Here is a 19,595-nt window from a genome sequence, read left to right as displayed (position 1 = left end):
ACCTAAAAATGTAGAAACTCAACAAAAATTTATTGATGTTGAGTTTCACTATTTCTGCTACTTAACTAGAACTAAGGGACTAGCAAAAAAATAGACTAACATTTAATTGTATAGAGTAGAGATTGCTTCGGCTAACTTGACTCTTTCCTATGGAAGTTGAATCTAATATCGTCGCCTCGCAATGACAGCTACGGGAATTTTTCCCCATAAATAATTGGTACTTTATTAACCTGCAAATCCCAAACGCTCCTGAAAATATTGCCGATATAACTGACAACGAGGTTGAGCATAATCACCTTTCATTGTAATTAACCCCATACCTTCTAACTGACATACCTCTCGATTTTTATCAGGTAAACGTAGTGGAGAATTAGCTTTTAATATTTCCTGAAAAACTGCTTTAATCTTTGCCCTCTTTTCTATAGTTTCCAAATGTCTACTGAAATGGTCTCGATAAATTCCACTGTCAGTAGGAGCCTCTTTTAATAAATTTTCAATTGTCAATTCTTCCTGAGACATTTTATATAAAGCTAATCTAATCAAATAAGGATGTCCTCCCACAATAGACATTAAATCAGTGACTATTTTCGGGTCAAGTTGATGTCTAAGTGTCAATAGAGTTACTTCTTCTTCCGTAAACTCCTTTAATTCTATCTGTTTGCCCACATTAAAAGGAGATTGATAAATATCTAATGTGCCATGATATTCTGTGGAATAAGCAATTACCATCCTGAGATTTTCCCAAATTTCTAAGGTCTTGCTTTCTTCATACCAACTTCTTAACATCCCACAAAAATCTTCAGTTATTTCTGGATATTTATAAAGCTCATCTACTTCATCTAGGAGTAAAACCACCTCTTTTCCTAAAAAAAATAACAACGCCTCAAATTCCTGAGTACAAGATATTTTAGCATTATTATCATCCCATAGTAGTCCCTCTGGAACATCAGTAAACTGACTCTTTATATTCTTATTAAATGCCTTGAGAAAATCATTAATACTTACTAATATTTTCGGGATTCAATCAGAGTTATCAAATCTGAGATATATCGGAATATAATTACTGTGATTTGCTTTGTCTTGTATCCTTTTAATCAAAGAAGTTTTACCCATTTGATTTGGCGCTTTTATTCTGACTAAAGAACTTGGTTTTTCTATTTCTTCGTAACATTCAGACTCAACAGAACAACGTTTAATTCGATGACGTTCTATATAAAAAGGGGAATCTAGTTTTTCCGGTCCATCAGGCATGAAAACTTGGTGACAACCATAATATTTCAGTAACTCTTGATCGACCATATTAGGTTGAAATTTGCCAAATATATTTACTAAATATTCTTTCCAATCCAAACTAGATTCTGAATAGTTAAATTTCTTAGCGATCGCCCTTAACTTTTTGCTTATATTACCTTGGTCGTAATTTGTTAAGTTGGCAATTTTTGTCTGTGTCATATTTTTATCGGATAAGTACCACTTCAGTATTTCTTTTTCCTTTTTTGACAAATTACGATAAATGTAGTCAAATTGTCCTTTGTTCATAGATATATACTTTTTATTCAAGTTTAATTTCCCAGGGAATTTTTCAACAATTAATAATTAATTATTACCTCAGTAGCTGATACATTTTTATATCAACAGGACTTACGCAAATTCACCTTAAAAACGCCATATAGTGCTTCTCTAATTTATGAAATTTTAGATCCCCCCTAACCCCCCTTAGTAAGGGGGGAACTGCTTAAAAAGGGGGCAGGTTTCAAAGTCCCTCTTTTTAAAGGGTATTTAGGAGGATCGTAAATGTACCTCATTTTTATGAGAAATTTTATATGTAGGGGCGAATGGCATTCGCCCTCTTGATATTAGACTTTTTAAGTATAAATTTTCTGATATTGAATATAAAAATACTTCTGAATAATTAGCAAAATATGCAGAAACTTGCATAAAAAATTCTATTTTTGTTCTGAATATGCAAAAAATACATACTGACTATACTGGAGCATTTTTGTAAGGTATTTCAAGATAAAATATGCTATTAAATTTATATTTATAAATATCAAATATACCCTGGTTAAATTGTAGTTGTAAGTAAACAAGGTTGACATAACAACTATTTTAATCCAGATGAAAAAAACTTCCAAAATAACCCTATTATTCAGTATTTGTATCTTAGGTTCTACGTCTTCTTTATATGAAATATTAGGAGGATACCTTTTTGAAAAAATTGCTGATTGTGTAGTGTTTAATGAATGTCCCCAACCAAGAAATATTGAACCTAAACCCGTCATATTATGTCCGGATAATGAGCGATAAAAAAACCTTCTCCTCTTCCTTCTTCTTTCTTCTTTCTTCCCTCCTGACTCCTAAGTAATTAAAATTAGGCGTTGATGAAAAGAGGTATGATACCAATTTAAAAAAGAATATTACGAATAGTAAGAGGAATAACAAAGACAAATGCAGGATATACCCTTTGACAAAAAGGATGATTTATGACTTTTAAATCGTATTTAAACCATTCATTCTGACTCCTGAGGACTGACTCCTGAGGACTGACTCCTGACTCCTAATAAATATCCTAGCTATTTGTAGCAAACATTTATCAATTTGGTATGATATCTTGTCCGGATAAGAGGGCAAACAAAAAAACTTTCTCCCTCTACTACTCTTTCTTCTTCTTTCTTTCCTCCTGACTCTTGAGGACTGACTCCTGACTCCTAAATAATTAAGATTAATATCATACAAAAATCCAACAACTTCAGAAAATTTTATCTCAACGTTGGTTGAAGACCCGCGCTCTCCCGTTGGCGGAGCCTAGCGGCAGCTATTAGGGGAGCGGAGGGATGAATGCGAGCGCATTCCGGAGGAAAAACCAATCAATGTTGCGGTTTCACACAGAGTCTGTTAAAATGTAAACATAAAAATAAGCAAACAGTAAATGGTTGAGAAAGCTTACAAGTTTAGGTTTTATCCTACTCCAGAACAGGAAAACCTGTTGCGGAGAACATTGGGTTGTGTGCGCCTAATCTACAATAAGGCTTTAGCTGCGAGAACTCAAGCTTGGTATGAAAACAAAGAGCGAGTAGGCTACAAGGAAACTTCAGCTATGCTTACTTTATGGAAAAAACAGGAAGATTTAGATTTCCTCACTGAAGTAAGCAGTGTACCATTACAGCAAGGCTTGAGACATCTACAGACAGCTTTTACTAATTTTTTTAGTGGACGGACTAAATATCCCAACTTTAAGAAAAAGCGTCATGGTGGTAGTGCTGAATTTACAAAGTCAGCATTTAAGTGGAAAGATGGTCAAGTTTATCTAGCTAAATGTGCTGAACCGTTACCGATTAGATGGAGTAGACAACTACCACCAGATTGTGTACCAACAACAATAACAGTGAAACTTGATCCCAGTAGTAGATGGTCTGTGTCTTTGAGAGTCAATGATACCAGAGATTTAAAACTTAAACCAGTCGAGAAACAAATAGGTATTGACTTAGGAATTACCAGTTTAGTTACTACCAGTGACGGAGAAAAAATTGCTAACCCAAAGAATATAAACAAATTACACAAAAAATTGAGATTGGCGGGGAAGTCTCTGAAAAGAAAAACTAAGGGTTCTAATAATTATCAAAAGGCTAGGTTGAAAGTCGCTCTAATACACGCAAAAATTAAAGATTCAAGGCTTGACTATACCCATAAGCTGACCACTCAATTAATCAGAGAAAATCAAACTGTTGTAGTTGAGGACTTGGCAGTCAAAAACATGGTCAAGAATCATAAATTAGCTAGAGCAATAAGTGATGCCAACTGGGGAGAGCTAGTCAGACAGTTGGAATACAAGGCTGAATGGTATGGACGGGAATTAATCAAGATTGATAGATACTTTCCCAGTTCTAAGCGTTGTTCTAATTGTGGTCATGTAGTTGAGAAATTACCTCTAAATATTAGAGAGTGGGATTGCCCAGAATGTGCAGCTCACCATGATCGAGATATTAACGCTAGTATAAACATTTTGGCTGCGGGAGGAGCAGTGTCAGTCTGTGGAGCGCGCTTTTAGACCCGAAGAGAGTAAATCTCGGAAGGCGGGTGCTAAGAAACAGAAAGTCTCTAACAGTGATGCTAGGGAATCCCTCGCTGTCTCGTAGAGCAGCGTCGGGAGGATGTCAAATGTATATAGTGTGCTTTTCCCATATAATAAAAATCATTCACTATATATAGAGTGCATTATTAAATGAACCTTAAGGCCGAACCACCAATTAATTATTTCCGAGAATGGACTAATAGCTGTGTCGATGACCAACTAATACACCTTAATGTTATCCCTTTAGAAGGACAGCGGCCTTATGAATTTTTGTTTTATTCTGATGCTATTCCTAGACGAAATGATGGCCGAGTAACTAGCCAAATATTAAAGCGATACCAACACGTTGAAGAAGGTGGATGGTGGTGTTCGGGAATTGATTTACTGACAGGAGAAGAGGACCTTTGGGGTTGTTTTAAACCTAGTCAACCACGTCAAAGTTATGACCAAAAAAAGTTAATTAAATACGAACATCCCCCGAAAACTCCTACCAGTTTATTTGCCCTAAAAATACCCCTACATTTGTGGCATCAAATTGCTAGTCGTTATCAAATAGAAATTCTGCCAGAAGATATTGATAATAATCAACCAGACTTTGGTTTTTGGCAGTGGTTTATCGCCCATCCTCAAATACCTTTATGTATTACTGAAGGTGCAAAAAAAACTGGTGCTTTATTAACAGGTGGTTATGTAGCGATCGCCTTACCAGGAATTTTTGGTGGATATCGAGTTATTAGGGATGAATATGGCAACCGTATTGGTAAATCGAATTTAATTCCTCAGTTAGAAAAGCTAGCAAATAATCATCGAGAAATTTATATTGCATTTGACCAAGATACTAAACCTAAGACTATTAAAAATGTTAATGCTGCTATTAGACAAACTGGATATTTACTTACAAGAAAAGGATGTAATGTTAAAGTTATTTCCTGGAATCCAGAATTGGGTAAGGGAGTTGATGATTTAATTGCAAATCATGGGCAAGGTGTGTTTGATGAAGCTTATAAAAACGCATTACCTTTAGAGCTTTGGAAGGCTAAATCATTTAGCAAACTTACATATCCTGTAAATCTTAGAGTTAATAGTCGTTATCTTTCCGAACAACATATTTTAGGTTCTATCAGCAGTAATAATTTACAAAAATTAGATAATCTTGACCTAGCTTATAGCACTGATTTTCCGGCAAAATTGGTAGGAATTAAATCTGCTAAGGGCACTGGAAAAACTAAGTTATTAGAGAAAATTGTCAGTGAAGCTGTAGCTCGCAATCAAAAGGTTTTAGTTATTGGTCATCGGGTGCAGTTAGTACAAGAGTTATGTCAACGTTTCGGACTAAAATATATTACAGAAGTAGACAAAAATCCGATAATAAATTATTAGGTATTGGTTTATGTATTGATTCCCTACATCCTAATTCTCAGGCTAGTTTTAATCCAGAAAGTTGGTCGGATGGAGTTGTAATTATTGATGAAATAGAACAGGTAATCTGGCATGGTTTAAATTCTAATACTTGTCGGCAAAACCGAGTAGAAATTCTCAGGTCTTTCAAAACATTAATGCAAAATGTTTTAGGAGGTGTCGGTCAGGTATTTATAGCTGATGCTGACTTAAGCGATATTTCAATAGATTATCTACAAGCTTTAGCAGGAGTCAAATTAGAACCTTTTATTATTCAAAATGATTGGCTACCAGGAGAAAAAGAAGCTTGGCAAGTTTTTAATTATCCAGAAACTACTCCCAAAAGATTAATTGCAGATTTACACAAACATATCCGTGAAGGTGGCAAACCAATGGTGTGTTTATCAGCACAAAAAATTACCAGTAAATGGGGAACTCGTGCTTTAGAAGCTTATCTAAAAAAACAGTTTCCTGACTTAAAAATCCTCAGAATAGATTCAGAATCTTTAGCTGAACCTAATCATCCTGCTTATGGTTGTATTAAATCATTAAATCAGGTATTGCCAAAATATGATATTGTCTTAGCTTCTCCTTCTATTGAAACAGGAATTAGTATTGATATTCAAGGTCATTTTACTTCAGTTTGGGCTATTGCTCAAGGAGTACAAGGAGCAACTTCTGTTTGTCAATCTTTAGGTAGAGTTCGTGAGAATATTCCGAGATATTTATGGGTAGCAAATTCTGGTTTTAATCAAGTTGGTAATGGTTCGACTTCTATTACTTCTTTGCTCAATTCCGAACAACGTCTGACTCAACTCAATATTAGACTATTACAACAATCAGATTTTGATGGTTTGGACGATTTAGAAACAGGTTTTCAAGCAGAATCTTTTTTGTGTTGGGCAAAACTAGCCGTTCGTTTCAATGCAGGAATGAATCAATATCGAGAGTCTATTTTAGAAGCTTTACGATTAGAAGGACATCATATTATCGAAGCTTCCCCGGAAGTTTTAGCTAATAATTTAGAAGCCAAAAAATCATCAGAAACACTTACAGAAATTAATGATTTACAGGAAGCGATCGCTACTGTAATTAAGCAAAATTATCAGACAGAATGTGAAGCGATCGCTACTGCCAGAAATATTAGTTTGACCGAGTATCAAAAACTAAAAAAGCGATTATCCAAAACCAGCAAACAACAACGGGAACAACGAAAATTTGAATTAATGTTGCGCTACAGTATCCCCATAACTTCTGAGTTGGTAGAAAAAGATGATGCTGGATGGTATCAACAGTTGCAACTACATTATTTTATGACCGTAGGACGACAATACTTAGTAGCACGAGATGCTGAAATAGCGAAAACAATTTTAGAGTTAGGCAAGGGAAATATTTTCATACCTGATTTTAACGATCGCTTACTGGGTGCAACCATTGGGGTAATGGAATTATTGAAAATACCGCTATTGTTGAAAGATAAGCAACGAGAGTTGAAAAATATAGATGAAGATTTGCAATTGTTGGCCAACACTGCTTTAGCAAACCGAACAGCAATTAAAACTATAGTCGGGATAGGGTTGGCGGTAAATTCTAGTCCTATTACAATAGTGCGACGTTTTTTGGATAAAATTGGTTATAGTTTGGAGTGTTTGCGGACAGAGAGTCATCAGAAAAAGCGATTGCGAATTTATCGTATTGTTAATCCTGACGATGGCAGGTTTGAGGTATTTCAGCAGTGGTTAAGTGCTAGTCATACTAAATAGGGTTTGCGCTTCACTAGTCTTATGGGTAAGGGTAGGAGACAACCCACCCCTAACCCCTCCCAGGAGGGGAAGACAGGAGATAGGAGACAGGAGGAACGGGGAATTATAGAGGAGGTAGGAGGAAGAATAATCGGCGTTGCTGAATTGAAGTCTGAATGTGCGATTGTTTGGTTATGCTCAAGCCCCCGCGCATCCCCCGTTCAACAAAAAGCGCAGCAACATCTGGCTTCCCCCTTTTCAAGGGGGACGGGAGGGGGATCAAGGGGGACTTTTAGAGTTTTATTCCCCCCAATTTTGGGGGGCTAGGGGGGCTTGCATCCTATTAATAAATTTCGGAAAAATTAATTTTATCTTTTCCCCTTCTTCCTTCTTTCTTGTTTCTTAGATAACCAGGACTTACGCAAATTCTTAGATCAAACGCTATCTGCAGAGGGCGAATGCCATTCGCCCCTACTAGATATGGCGCTTGCTGCGTAAGTCCTGATAACTAAACTTTTCTTCCATCTTCCATCTGCTATATTTCCTCTTCTTTTAATGGAGACTCTAAATTTTGAAACCAGGAAGACCTAACAGTAACCACAATAATTCCTATGGGCAAAAATAAAAATAACCCCAGCATCTGTAATGCCAATATTCCCTTACTCATTACCAGCACCAATAAACCGTCGCTCACTCGCTGATACAATACCCCTAAAAAAACCAACAATAATAACCCTAATAAACCAATTTGTTTCTGGGAAATATTACTCACTCCAGTGAAAACAAACGGACGACGTAACCATTTCACACTCCCCACTAAAATTTGTTCCACTATTAGCAAAGTTATCCCAGACGACATCAACTCTAGCAACACTAATAATATAAACAACCAACTAACCTGTAATTCTAAAGTATAAGTAGGAATCAAAATTAATTTAGCTGCGATGGTGTAGTTATAGAAAGCAAAAAACGGCCACTGGAGCAAAAATTGAGGTAAACTCACCAGATAATTTGGTGTAGTTAAAATTTCAGTAACTCCACATAATAATGTCGGCAATAAAAACGCCACTATCAAAAGCAAAACATATAAACAGACAACTCGCAAAACAGAAGTCAACTTGTCAGAACGACGTAAAGCATAATTACTACACAGTTGCAAAACATAACAAAAAATCAGCATATTACTCGCGCTTCTGGTCGGTGCTAGACCTCTTATTGCCATCAACCAAATAACAGTCATTTGTATTGCCAATAACCAGGTAACGCAACGTCGCCATAATAACTGTACTTTTAGCATTGCTGCTTTTTTTATCTGACGAAAATATATCTCTTCTACTAAACTTTCTCCTCTCATTTCTGTATTCTGCATTCTGATTTTTTCATCAGGTCGGAGTAATACACAAACACCAGAAGCAATACCACCTGCAAATGTTAATAACATAGAAATGATTAAACCAGGTGCAGCTAATTTTACCTCCTTAGTAGAATTAACATCTAAACTACGTTGCACCCACTCGATAACTTCCCGCATTAACTGTGGGTCATAGGTGGCGATGATATGGTCAGCAGTCCCAGAAATTATTAACAGTCGAGCAGTACCATTACTGAAACTACCGCAAATATTATTACCATTATTGACACAAACAGGATTTTTGCTACCCGTTGCTTGCTGCAACATAATTCGTAAATCTTCAGGAGGGTTAATTTGCTCATATACACCAGCGCCCAAAAATAGATTTCGAGGAGTGGTGGTAGTAGCGCTGCCACTCATACCTAAAATAATTGTCGAGCGCAATAGTTCTTCTGTTTGTCCCAACTTTAATGCTGTTGCACCACCCATAGAATGACCGAGAATACCAATACGGTCTTGGTCAAAAATTTCTGGGCGGTCGCGAATGTATGCGAGAACTGCTTTAGCATCTGCTTTGGTGTTTTTGTCTAAGTTTTCTATAGACTTTTCTCTATTTTTCAGTGAATAAGACTCGCCATAACCGCCAAAGTCAAAAGCGATCGCTGCTATTCCATGTCTTGCCAACTCTACTGCTAGAGGTGTCATCATTTCTTTGCTATTGTTGACACCATGACACAGTAATATTACGGGATGAGGTTTTGCTGTGGTGGGGGTATAGATACGACTGACTAAATTTCGTTGAGAGTCTATTTCAATATTTATAGATGTTACTTCAATGCCGATAGTAGGATTAAATATAATTGATAATATTAAGCCTGTTCCTAATAATAGTAAACTTAGTAAAAATCCATAACGATGCCTATTCATAAATATTGGCCTCAATTTCAGCTCATAAGAATTATTGTTCCCTATTTTTGTGGTTTTATAAACAATTAGTTGATGATTAAATTCAGCAAATATACTTTTTGTAGGGAAAAAAATAGTAATTCAATAATTGATAATTGATAATTGATAATTACCTCTCCCTAAAAGGAAGAGGATTGACTAAAAGGAAAAAATTTATTCTCTTGGTCGATTGGATATGGCGCAGGTTTCCTCGCCATCCCTCGACCGCTTTTTTCCCCTTGAAAGGGGAGGCTAACAAAGCTGAATTATTTAATTATTTAATTATTTAATTATTTAATTATTAATTATTCGGTAAAAACAATATGGAACATCAAAAATATTTCAAGCTATCAGTTATCTTATACCAATTCCCATGCATTATTGCTATACTTGGGCAGTACTTCAGTTGTCAACTAATCAGCACAAGCAAAAAAGTGATTTTGCTAATTTCAGCTAAGTTAATGTTAATTATTCTTCTGTTTGCTTCTCCCTGTACGGACGCCCTTATGCAACGTCCCTACCCACTCCCCTATTTCCCCTCCTGGGAGGGGTTAGGGGTGGGTCCCCTGTTCAACAAAATGTAGAAAAGTTTTTGATAAATGGTATTACTAGGGGATAATTTATGATTGACAATTTAAGCATCCAAAACTCATATTTTTATTATCAATATTTTGGGTTTAATACCCCGCCGTCTACACGGTGTAATTGTTTGGGGTTTGTAGACGCGGAGCGGCTTGTCGAAGACTATCCCCATCTACTTTTTCCTTCTTCTTCCTTCTTCCTTCTTCCTTCTTCCTTCTTCCTTCTTCAATATTTTTTTAAGTTATGAATCAAGATTTACAAAATCAAGTATGTATTGTTACGGGTGGTAATTCTGGTGTTGGTTTAATGACTGCTGTTGGTTTGGCCAAAGCTGGATGTCATGTATTTATTGCCTGTCGTTCTATTAGTAAAGCCACGAAAGCTGTAGATTATATTCGTCAAATTAGTGGCAATAAAAATGTTGAATTTTTGCCTTTAAATCTAGCTTCTTTAGATTCAGTTAGTCAATTTGTTGATTTGTTTGTTGCCAGACAACTTCCTCTAGATATTTTAATTAACAATGCCGGAATTTTTCATCAAAGAGGAACTACTCAAGAGGGATTTGAACTAATTTGGGGAACGAACTATCTAGGTCATTTTTTACTGACATATCTTTTATTAGAAAAACTCAAGAATTCTGCATTTAGTAGAATTATTATGGTAGCTTCCGATTTAGCATTAAAACCAAAAACTATTCCTTGGAATTTATTAGTAAAAAAACACCCCTCAATTTTTTAGAACTTTATTCTGTCTCTAAATTATGTTTATTGCTGTTGACAACTGAACTTGTCAGACAGTTAGAAAATACAAATGTAACCGTTAATGCCGTTCATCCAGGATTTGTACAATCCAATATTACAATTTGGCATAGTCTGAGTAAATATTTAGGTTTAGGAATTTCCCCAGAAAAAGGTGCAAATAGTGCATTATTTTGTGCCCAGTCTAGTCAATTAAAAGGTATCAGTGGTAAATTTTTTGATTCCCAAACCCAGGAAATTCCTTTGCCAAAAATAGCAACAGATATTCACCTAGCAAAACAACTTTGGGAAAGAAGTTTACTCTGGAGTGGATGCCAAAAGACAACAACTAACGACACAATTAATTATGATAACTATTCTGGAATCTCCGGTCCCTACTCTCTCAAACTAGACAGTCAAGAAATTGCTCAAATTACCAAAACAATTTTTGCAGAAATCTTACCAAAACCTCCAGGGAAATTATTATTTTTACGCCTTTTAAAATTTTTATGGAAATTGAAATTTGGTTCAGCCTTTCTATTATTAGTTCAAATTTGGAAACAAGAATTTCACATGGAAAGACATCTTGATTCCCCTGAAATTTGGAAAATATGTCAGGATGAAAAATTATTGGCAAAATTGCAAGAATACTTAGGAGAAAAATTAGTATTATGGCGTTCCGAACTCTGGGTAAATTATCCCGCAAAACAATTAATCCCCTTGTGGCACACAGACTCTTATCCAAAATTACTTTCTGGTGTAGGTAAAACAATTAATATTTATATTGCTCTGACTGAAGTCAATAAATTTAATGGCTTTGAATTTATACCAAATATTCATAAAAGTAACAATTTATCTATAAAAATGACAGACCCTTTTAGTGGCAATGATTTCCTTGAAGTTACAGAAAAATTGGCAGAAAATTCAGTACCAGTAATTCTCAAACCAGGTCAGTTTGTGATGTTTACAGATGAACTTATTCATCGTTCTGTATGTAATACGAGCGGTAAAATTAGACTATCATTAACTTTACGAGTTACTCAACCTACCGTAGAAGTTTTACCTAATTATAATCCTAATTATCAACAGTCAGTATTATTGTAGAAGAATGAAAAAGGAAGAAAAGAAGACAAAATCAGAAATAATAAATCAATCAAAAGGAAGAAGGAAGAAAGAAAAATGAAGAAGGAAATAATCAAAAAATCAGAAATAATAAATTAAAATAAACAGCAATCTAGATAGGTATTTTATAGAATTAAACCAGCTCCTTCTAAGTAAAAAATTATAATTTTATTTCTGTATAGCAAATCTTGAATTGGTTAGGATATAGAGTGATAATGAATCGAATACAGAGAAATATTTTTCCCACTTTTGTCTATACACGATATAAAAAACGCAGTTTCTCCGGAAGAGGCTAACTGATAACTGAATTTACTCCTATAAAAAATCTAACTATTTGTAGAAAACATTTATCACACTTGGTATTATACAATTGGCAATCTAAATATTCGTCCCCCATAAACTACTAACTTTGGGTATAATATCTCTATATCAAAGTTTTCTGTATCTAACAAAGAAAGTTTTCATAGTAATTAAAAATTCTACTGATGAAATAAAAAGTAGTTATCATGTCAAACACAAATTTTTTTTACAAATAGCCTGAATAGGAAACGAATTTGCCAGAATATAAATAGACCAAGAGGCTTTAAAAATTATGAAGGACAACTTATGGAATCAGCTTATGTTTTCTGTCTAATTATTGGTGGAGCATTTGTGGCACTCTCCGCCTTTGCCGGTCTAGATGGTGTAGATTTTGACCAAGACTTTGACCCAGACTTAGAAATTACAGACCAATCAAGTAGACAAGTTAATACTTCAATATATCAGCGTCGGCGAAGATTATGGCTACCATTATTCAGCCTAAAATTTTGGACTTTTGGCAGTTGTTTCTTTGGGCTAACTGGTATTTTGTTATCCTATATTTCTCCCACTCTTTCACCAACAATAATTGCCATTATTTCTATAATTGTTGGTATTTTATGTGGCACAATAATGGCATGGGTGCTATATAACTTAAAAAATCGTCAAGCTGATAGCTTGGTGCGTAGTGGCGATCTCGCAGGTCTTTCTGGAATTGTGGAGATTCCTTTTGATAAAAATAGTAGAGGAAAAATTAGATTAAATGTGAAAAATTCTGTTTTAGAATTGATGGCTTTTACTGAAGAATCTAGGGAATTTACTAGAGGAGAAAAAGCATTTATCGTGGGAATAGAAAATAATAGAGTATGGGTAGTATCAGAAGATTATCTAGATAAAACATCAGAGGATGAATCTTAATATTTTTCAGCTATCCTCGAACGCTATTTTCCAATTCCCCAATTTCAAGAAATTTTCTGCAAAACTTAAATATAGTTGCGATATGAATAGCTCGGCATGAAAAATCAACTTTTAATGTTAGCCTATATTTCAGTAGTAGTAGGAATATTTGCTGGGATGTTAATAGTACTATTGTTGTCGATTTTTCGACAAAACCAAGAAGTAATAAATAGTCTTGTTAGCCCTCAAGATTTTTTAGGTTTACCCTGCATTGTGGAAATTCCATTCGATACTCATAGTAGAGGTAAAGTTAGTCTAAATATTAAAGGATCTAACATCGGATTAATTGCCCGTACAACAGAAGAATCTAAAGAATTTACTAAGGGAGAAGAAGTATTTATTATCGGCACAGAAAATAATCAAGTGTGGGTAATTTCCAAATCATCTTTTCAACATCAGGAATAATCAGAAATGAAGAAGGCAGCTATGCTGAAGGTATCCCCCCTACCCCCCAGGGTCAATTTATTGTCACCCTTAGAAAAAGGGAGTAGGGGAGTGGGGAGTGGGGGAATGGGGGAGTGGGGGAGTGGGGGATTCATTAATTGATAATGGATAATGGATAATTGATAATTACCTCTGGTTAAAACCGCTACGGAATTGAATATCAGGAGATATTATTTCTTTTCTCTTGGTCGTAGCGCAGTTTCCCGAAGGGTGGGATGGCGATCTTCGGAGCGGCTCTGTCAAGAGCGGGTTTCCTCGCCATATCCAATCGACTAAGAGAAAATCAAGTTCAATATTTCAAGCCTCTGACTTTCCTACCGAATACTGCGTAAACAGGCACAGAGAGGTACTGAAGGGTGCAGTTCCTCCGGAGGAGGCTAACTGATAACTGATAACTGATAACTGATAACTGAAATGACGGTGGGGTATTAAACCCACCACAGAAAAGATAATGAATAACCACAAATATTTTTAGGGAAATAAACGATTTGTAGGCCAGTTAACTCCAACTTTCATACTACTACATGAAAAATACTATATTTCACAAAAATAAATGAGGAAATTTAACTAATGAAAAGTAAAATTTTAGAATCCAATCAAGCCGAATTAACCACTGTAGAAATAGCACAAGTTCCTCCTGTAATACAAAGGGAGCCAATTCAGGATTTTACAGGAAAAATTTCTACAGGTTTACCCATCGCTCTATCTATATTTGGAGTGATAGTATTAATCTGGTTTATCAACACATTCATACAAATTTGTAAACCCAATGAAATTCTAATTTTATCCGGTCGAAAACGGAAGACAAAAGAAGGAGAAACAGTGGGTTATCGTGTAATCTTCGGTGGCCGAGCAATTCCCATCCCAATTCTGGAAACAACTAAAACAATGGACCTACGCACAATGCCAGTACCTGTAGAAGTGCGGAATGCTTACTCCAAAGGCGGTACTCCACTAAATATTCAAGCGATCGCCAATATCAAAGTTTCCAATGACCCCAAAATAGTAGGCAATGCCATAGAAAGATTTCTCGACCGCGACCGCTCAGAAATTACCCGTGTAGCAAGAGAAACCCTAGAAGGAAACCTGCGGGGTGTAGTTGCCACCCTGACCCCAGAACAACTAAACGAAGACCGTCTCCAATTTGCCGAACGTATTGCCGAAGACGTGAGTCGCGACTTAGCAAAATTGGGCCTACAACTCGACATTCTGAAAATTCAAAGCGTTTCCGATGACGTAGACTACCTAAACTCAATTGGTCGCAAACAAATTGCCATGATCCGTCGAGATGCTGAAATAGCTGAGTCTAACGCCAAAGCAGAAGCAGACCAAATAGAAGCTGACTGCCAACGACAGTCAGAAATTGCCAAAACTCAGTCAGAAACATTTATCGTCCAGAAAGAAAACGAACTCCGTAAAATTCAAGCAGAATTGGAACAGCAAGCACGTTCGGAAGAAGAACGAACCAAAGCAGCAGCTAAAGAAGCAAGGGCAAGAGCAGAACAATTATTGCAAACAGTCCGCGCTGAGTTAGAGAGGTTGCGTTTAGAAGCAGATGAAGTATTGCCAGCAGAAGCACAACGACAAGCAAAAGAACTCCGTTCTAAGGGAAATGCTGCTTCTCTATCAGAAAATGCTCAAGCTGAAGCGTTAGTTAACGATATGCTTTCCCAAGTTTGGCAAGAAACTGGTAAAGATGCCGCGGAGTTGTTCTACTTACAACAAATTAGTATGATTTTACGCGAGTCTGCGAAAGTGACAGAGCAAGTTAAATTGGAAAATATCAAAGTTATCGATAGTGGAGATGGCAAGTCGATCGCTAGTTTGGTAAATGCTTATCCTGAAATCTTCCGCCAGTTCCTCAAAAATGTTAATCAAACCCTGGGCGTTGATGTGACAGGTAATTTCAGGAATGGGAGTAGAGCAGTAGGGGAGTAAGGGAGTAGGGGAGTCGGGGAGCAGGGGAGTAGAGGAGTATAGTTATAAACATATACTATATAACCAGATTCTATCACCATTTGTAGGGGCGAATGGCATTCGCCCTCCCCTGGGGAGTAGGGGAGCAGGGGAGCAGGGGAGTATAGTTATAAACATATACTATATAACCAGATTCTATCACCATTTGTAGGGGCGAATGGCATTTGCCCTCCCCATAAGTAGAGCTTTTTTCTCCCTTGTCTTCTTGTCCTCCTCTTCCTTCTTCCCTCTTCCCTCTTTCTTCTCCCTTGTCTTCTTGTCCTCCTCTTCCTTCTTCCTTCTTCCCTCTTCCTTCTTAAACAACTAAAATAACGGAGTCAAAAAAATCATGGAAATAGTATTAGCATTATTGGGAGTTTTCGGTCTTGGTACTGGTGCTGGTGTCTTTGTCATTCGCAACCTTTATTATATTTGTCAACCAAGTGAAGTCCTAATTTTTTCTGGAAGTCGTCACCATGTTGGAGACAGCGATCAAAAAGTTGGATACCGTCTCGTCAAGGGAGGTAGTAGCATTCGCGTCCCCCTGTTAGAACAAGCTTTCCGCATGGACTTGAGTAATATGATTATTGAACTCAAGGTTAATAATGCTTATTCTAAAGGTGGTATTCCTCTCACAGTCGAGAGTGTGGCAAATATCAAAATTGCTGGCGAAGAACCTACTATTCACAACGCGATCGAGCGTCTGCTAGGCAAAACTCGTCAGGAAATTGAAAAATTAGCCCAGGAAACTCTAGAAGGAAATTTGCGTGGTGTGTTAGCTTCTCTGACACCAGAACAAGTCAATGAAGACAAAATTGCTTTTGCTAAAAGCTTGCTGGAAGAAGCAGAAGACGACCTAGAAAAATTAGGTTTAGTTTTGGATACTCTCCAAATTCAGAATATTGCTGATGATGTAGGATATCTTGATTCTATTGGCCGAAAACAACAGGCTGAACTGTTGCGAGATTCTCGTATTGCAGAAGCACAAACCCAGGCAGAATCAATTGTTAAAGAAGCAGAGAACAAAAAGAATACTTCTTTCAAACAGATTGAAACGAAAATTGCTGTAGCTCGTGCAGAAGCTGAAAGACGCATTCAAGATGCTGTGACAAAACGGCAAGCAGTGGTGGCCGAAGCAGAGGCTGATATTGGGTCAGAGGTGGCGCGGACTCAAGCTGAAGTAGCAGTGCAGAATGAGCGTATTAAGCAGGTAGAACAACAGTTACAGGCAGATGTAGTTGCTCCCGCAGAAGCTGAATGTAAGCGAGCGATCGCTAGTGCTAAGGGCGATGCTGCTGCTATTGTCGAACCAGGGAAGGCACAAGCAGAGGGTATTAAGAAGTTGGCAGAATCTTGGAAAGCTGCTGGTGCAAACGCACGAGAAGTTTTTCTGTATCAGAAATTGGAAGAGTTGCTGAAGATTATGGTATCTACTGTGCCAGAAGTTGATGTGGATAATGTTACCGTAATTAATGCTCAAGGTGGGAACAATGCGACAAAAATGGCTGCCTTTCTTGAGGAGTTTAAACAAACTACTGGTATTGATGTAGCTGCTACGGTAAATAATTTAAGCGATCGGGGTATAGGGAGTAGGGGAGTAGGGAAGTAGGGAAGTAGGGGAGTAGGGGAGTGGGGGAGAATTTTTCTACCTTTTTCCTCTATTATTCTATTTCTGAATCTTTTTACTTCTGACTTCTGAGTCCAGTAGTGGACTGTTTCACCTAAAATAGTGCATTAGCTTTTTTCGTCACCCCATCTCCCCATCACCCCATCCCCCCATCATATCAAATCCGGTTGAATACTTATTATATAGTTGAGAGTGGGGGACCCACCCTAGCCCCTCCCTGGAGGGGAAGAGGGGAGTGGGGGAGTAGGGGAGATTAAATAGACATCTTCAATAATAAAAAATCTATGATCGTATTATCGTACAGAAATTATAAATTATTTCCCTGTAGGGACGTTGCATAAGGGCGTCCCTACTATGCATGAAGGAGATGTCTAATATTGAAGTAATTTAAGAAATTATAAACAGATATTATATAATCGGATTCTATGTACAACCCCACCGGATTTGATATCACCCCATTTTCTAATGCAACATTTAAGATGAAACAGTCCACTAGACTGACACAGCTTACAGCCCTTTTCAGATTGATAAACCACATCGTCATAACCAAAAACCTATAAGGGCGCAATTCGGAGCTTTGCGGAGCGCAAATGCCATTTGCTTCGCATAACTATCGTTAACGCCCCTACTGTGCTTTACTGAAATGAAAAGCGCTGTAAATGGTGCATTAGATTATTGGGGCGGGGGCGGGTTTACTCAGTCGTGGGTGACACCATTAACTTAACGCGGAACCCGCCCCTACTCACCATTTTAGGTGTTTCAGTCCACTACTAGATTAAATTTTAAATTCTAAATTCTGAATTCTGAATTCTGAATTCTGACTCCTAACTCAAAACCCAATTCACTAAAGTCCGAACGCCATAACCAGTTGCCCCAGCATTATTGTAACCATTCTCTGCATCTATCCATACAGGTCCAGCCACATCCAAATGTGCCCAAGGTGTATCTTGAACAAACTGCTTCAAAAATAAAGCAGCAGTAATAGCACCACCAGGGCGAGGTCCAGTATTTTTCATATCAGCGTGTATAGCTTTCAACCCCTCAAAATATTTCTCCTCCAAAGGCATCCGCCATAGTTTCTCACCAGCACTTTCTGCTGCTGCCGCCAGTTGCCCGGCTAAATCATCATTAGGACTCCATAAACCAGCAATATCATTACCCAACGCCACAACACAAGCACCTGTGAGAGTAGCTAAATCAACGATCGCATCTACTCCTAATTTCTCGGCAAAAACTAAAGCATCGGCCAAAGTTAAACGCCCCTCTGCATCCGTATTGTTAACCTCAATAGTTTTACCATTAGAAGCAGTGAGGAAGTCTCCAGGGTGCATGGCGTGGCCACTAACCATATTTTCAGTGACGGCGCTAATAAAGTGAACTTCCACATCTGGTTTAAGTTGAGCGATCGCCTTAACAGTACCAAAAGTTGTACCAGCTCCACCCATATCAAATTTCATCATTTCAATGCCACTACCAGAGGGTTTGAGGTTTAAGCCACCTGAGTCAAAAGTTAAGCCTTTTCCTACTATTGCTAACTTTTTACGAGGAGTACCTTCTGGTGTGTAGGTGATATGAATAAATTTTGGCGGGAGGTCAGAAGCTTTAGCAACTCCCAGGAAAGCTCCCATACCTAATTTTTCACAATCTTCTCGTTCCAAAATTTCTATAGTTAGCCCAAACTCTTTAGCCAAACCTTCAGCAGTTTCAGCCATAGTTATTGGGGTGCAGGAATTAGCAGGTGCTGCCACAAGTTCCCTGGCTAGGATCACCCCAGAACAGATTTTCCGGGCACGGGCAATGGCTTCATCAGAGCCAGCTAAACCGATTAACTCTACTTTTTCTACATCTGGCCCTTGGTCTTCCAATTGAGATTTAAAGCGATTATCTTGATGGAGGACTAACTCAACGCCTTCTGTTATGGCTGCACTTGTAGCTTCAGTATTTTCACATATTGGCAAGCTAATGCCTAAAGTTTTGCATCTCTCCTTTTTTGCCAAACGTCCGCAGGTTGCTGCTGCTTGGCGCAGAGTTTCTAATTTTAACTCTTCCGATTTACCCAGGCCCACTATAATAATTTTGCGGATGGATTTTTTGCTACCCACACGAGTTGAGGCACTGGTGTTGACTTTACCCTTAAATTCTGTTTCTTCGATTAGTTCAGATAAAGTGCCAGTCAGCTTTTCATCCAAATAGGCCATATCCCCGGTTAATATACTATCGGCATCTTCAAATAAACCAATGGCTAGGGCATCTCCGGTCCATTCTAAAATAGGTGTATTGATTGCTATAATTTCCATCTTGATTTCCTGATAATTGGTAATTGGTAAATTATCTTAATCGTTTTTAAGTTCAAACTCAGATAATT

At 37.4% G+C, this 19,595-nt stretch carries 11 protein-coding genes and 2 pseudogenes; 9 read left to right on the top strand and 4 right to left on the bottom strand.

Features of this window, described 5'->3' with window-relative positions:
- Nucleotides 1-225: 225 nt before the first annotated feature.
- A pseudogene (locus SAGCYANO_RS16425) lies at nt 226-1,251 on the bottom strand (AAA-like domain-containing protein).
- Between the two features lie 1,678 nt (nt 1,252-2,929).
- Between SAGCYANO_RS16425 and SAGCYANO_RS16415 the strand changes: the two are divergent.
- The 3 genes and pseudogenes from SAGCYANO_RS16415 (at nt 2,930) to SAGCYANO_RS44825 (ending at nt 7,233) form a co-directional block, all read left to right on the top strand.
- A pseudogene (locus SAGCYANO_RS16415) lies at nt 2,930-4,136 on the top strand (RNA-guided endonuclease InsQ/TnpB family protein).
- 86 nt (nt 4,137-4,222) lie between these two features.
- Complete coding sequence (locus SAGCYANO_RS44830; protein ID WP_237396231.1) at nt 4,223-5,452, top strand: DUF3854 domain-containing protein; 1,230 nt, start codon at nt 4,223-4,225, stop codon at nt 5,450-5,452.
- The gene (locus tag SAGCYANO_RS44825; protein WP_237396230.1) at nt 5,389-7,233 is read left to right on the top strand and encodes a plasmid replication protein, CyRepA1 family; all 1,845 of its coding nucleotides are present in this window, start codon (nt 5,389-5,391) and stop codon (nt 7,231-7,233) included. The genes SAGCYANO_RS44830 and SAGCYANO_RS44825 overlap by 64 nt, the downstream gene beginning before the upstream one ends.
- A gap of 514 nt (nt 7,234-7,747) precedes the next feature.
- Here the strand turns inward: SAGCYANO_RS44825 and SAGCYANO_RS16405 are convergent.
- Nucleotides 7,748-9,490 carry an alpha/beta hydrolase gene (locus tag SAGCYANO_RS16405; RefSeq protein WP_202221062.1) on the bottom strand — a complete coding sequence of 581 codons (1,743 nt, stop codon included), beginning with the start codon at nt 9,488-9,490 and terminating at the stop codon, nt 7,748-7,750.
- An 843-nt stretch (nt 9,491-10,333) separates the two neighbouring features.
- On the opposite strand from SAGCYANO_RS16405, the gene SAGCYANO_RS44820 reads away from it, so the two are divergent.
- From SAGCYANO_RS44820 to SAGCYANO_RS16385, 5 genes are all read left to right on the top strand, one after another.
- Nucleotides 10,334-10,828 (top strand): SDR family NAD(P)-dependent oxidoreductase, encoded by a 495-nt coding sequence (locus SAGCYANO_RS44820; RefSeq protein ID WP_237396229.1) that lies wholly within the window; start codon nt 10,334-10,336, stop codon nt 10,826-10,828.
- A gap of 29 nt (nt 10,829-10,857) precedes the next feature.
- Nucleotides 10,858-11,931 (top strand): phytanoyl-CoA dioxygenase family protein, encoded by a 1,074-nt coding sequence (locus tag SAGCYANO_RS16400; RefSeq protein WP_237396228.1) that lies wholly within the window; start codon nt 10,858-10,860, stop codon nt 11,929-11,931.
- A gap of 624 nt (nt 11,932-12,555) precedes the next feature.
- The gene (locus SAGCYANO_RS16395; RefSeq protein WP_202221061.1) at nt 12,556-13,164 is read left to right on the top strand and encodes an NfeD-like protein; all 609 of its coding nucleotides are present in this window, start codon (nt 12,556-12,558) and stop codon (nt 13,162-13,164) included.
- Between the two features lie 96 nt (nt 13,165-13,260).
- Complete coding sequence (locus SAGCYANO_RS16390; protein WP_202221060.1) at nt 13,261-13,608, top strand: NfeD-like protein; 348 nt, start codon at nt 13,261-13,263, stop codon at nt 13,606-13,608.
- Nucleotides 13,609-14,217: 609 nt separating this feature from the next.
- Entirely contained in the window at nt 14,218-15,585 is a 1,368-nt protein-coding gene (locus SAGCYANO_RS16385) for a flotillin family protein (RefSeq protein WP_202221059.1), read from the top strand.
- A 177-nt stretch (nt 15,586-15,762) separates the two neighbouring features.
- Here SAGCYANO_RS16385 and SAGCYANO_RS16380 read toward each other — a convergent pair whose 3' ends face one another.
- The gene (locus SAGCYANO_RS16380) at nt 15,763-15,927 is read right to left on the bottom strand and encodes a hypothetical protein (RefSeq protein WP_202221058.1); all 165 of its coding nucleotides are present in this window, start codon (nt 15,925-15,927) and stop codon (nt 15,763-15,765) included.
- Between the two features lie 25 nt (nt 15,928-15,952).
- Between SAGCYANO_RS16380 and SAGCYANO_RS16375 the strand changes: the two genes are divergently transcribed.
- The gene (locus SAGCYANO_RS16375; RefSeq protein WP_202221057.1) at nt 15,953-17,212 is read left to right on the top strand and encodes a flotillin family protein; all 1,260 of its coding nucleotides are present in this window, start codon (nt 15,953-15,955) and stop codon (nt 17,210-17,212) included.
- 842 nt (nt 17,213-18,054) lie between these two features.
- Here SAGCYANO_RS16375 and SAGCYANO_RS16370 read toward each other — a convergent pair.
- Nucleotides 18,055-19,527, bottom strand: coding sequence for a leucyl aminopeptidase (locus SAGCYANO_RS16370; RefSeq protein ID WP_202221056.1), 1,473 nt, complete (start codon nt 19,525-19,527; stop codon nt 18,055-18,057).
- Between the last annotated feature and the right edge of the window lie 68 nt (nt 19,528-19,595).

This window comes from Okeania sp. KiyG1 (assembly GCF_014132355.1).
In the GTDB taxonomy this organism is placed as follows: Bacteria; Cyanobacteriota; Cyanobacteriia; order Cyanobacteriales; family Microcoleaceae; genus Okeania.
This window is presented reverse-complemented; position numbering and strand designations above follow the sequence as displayed.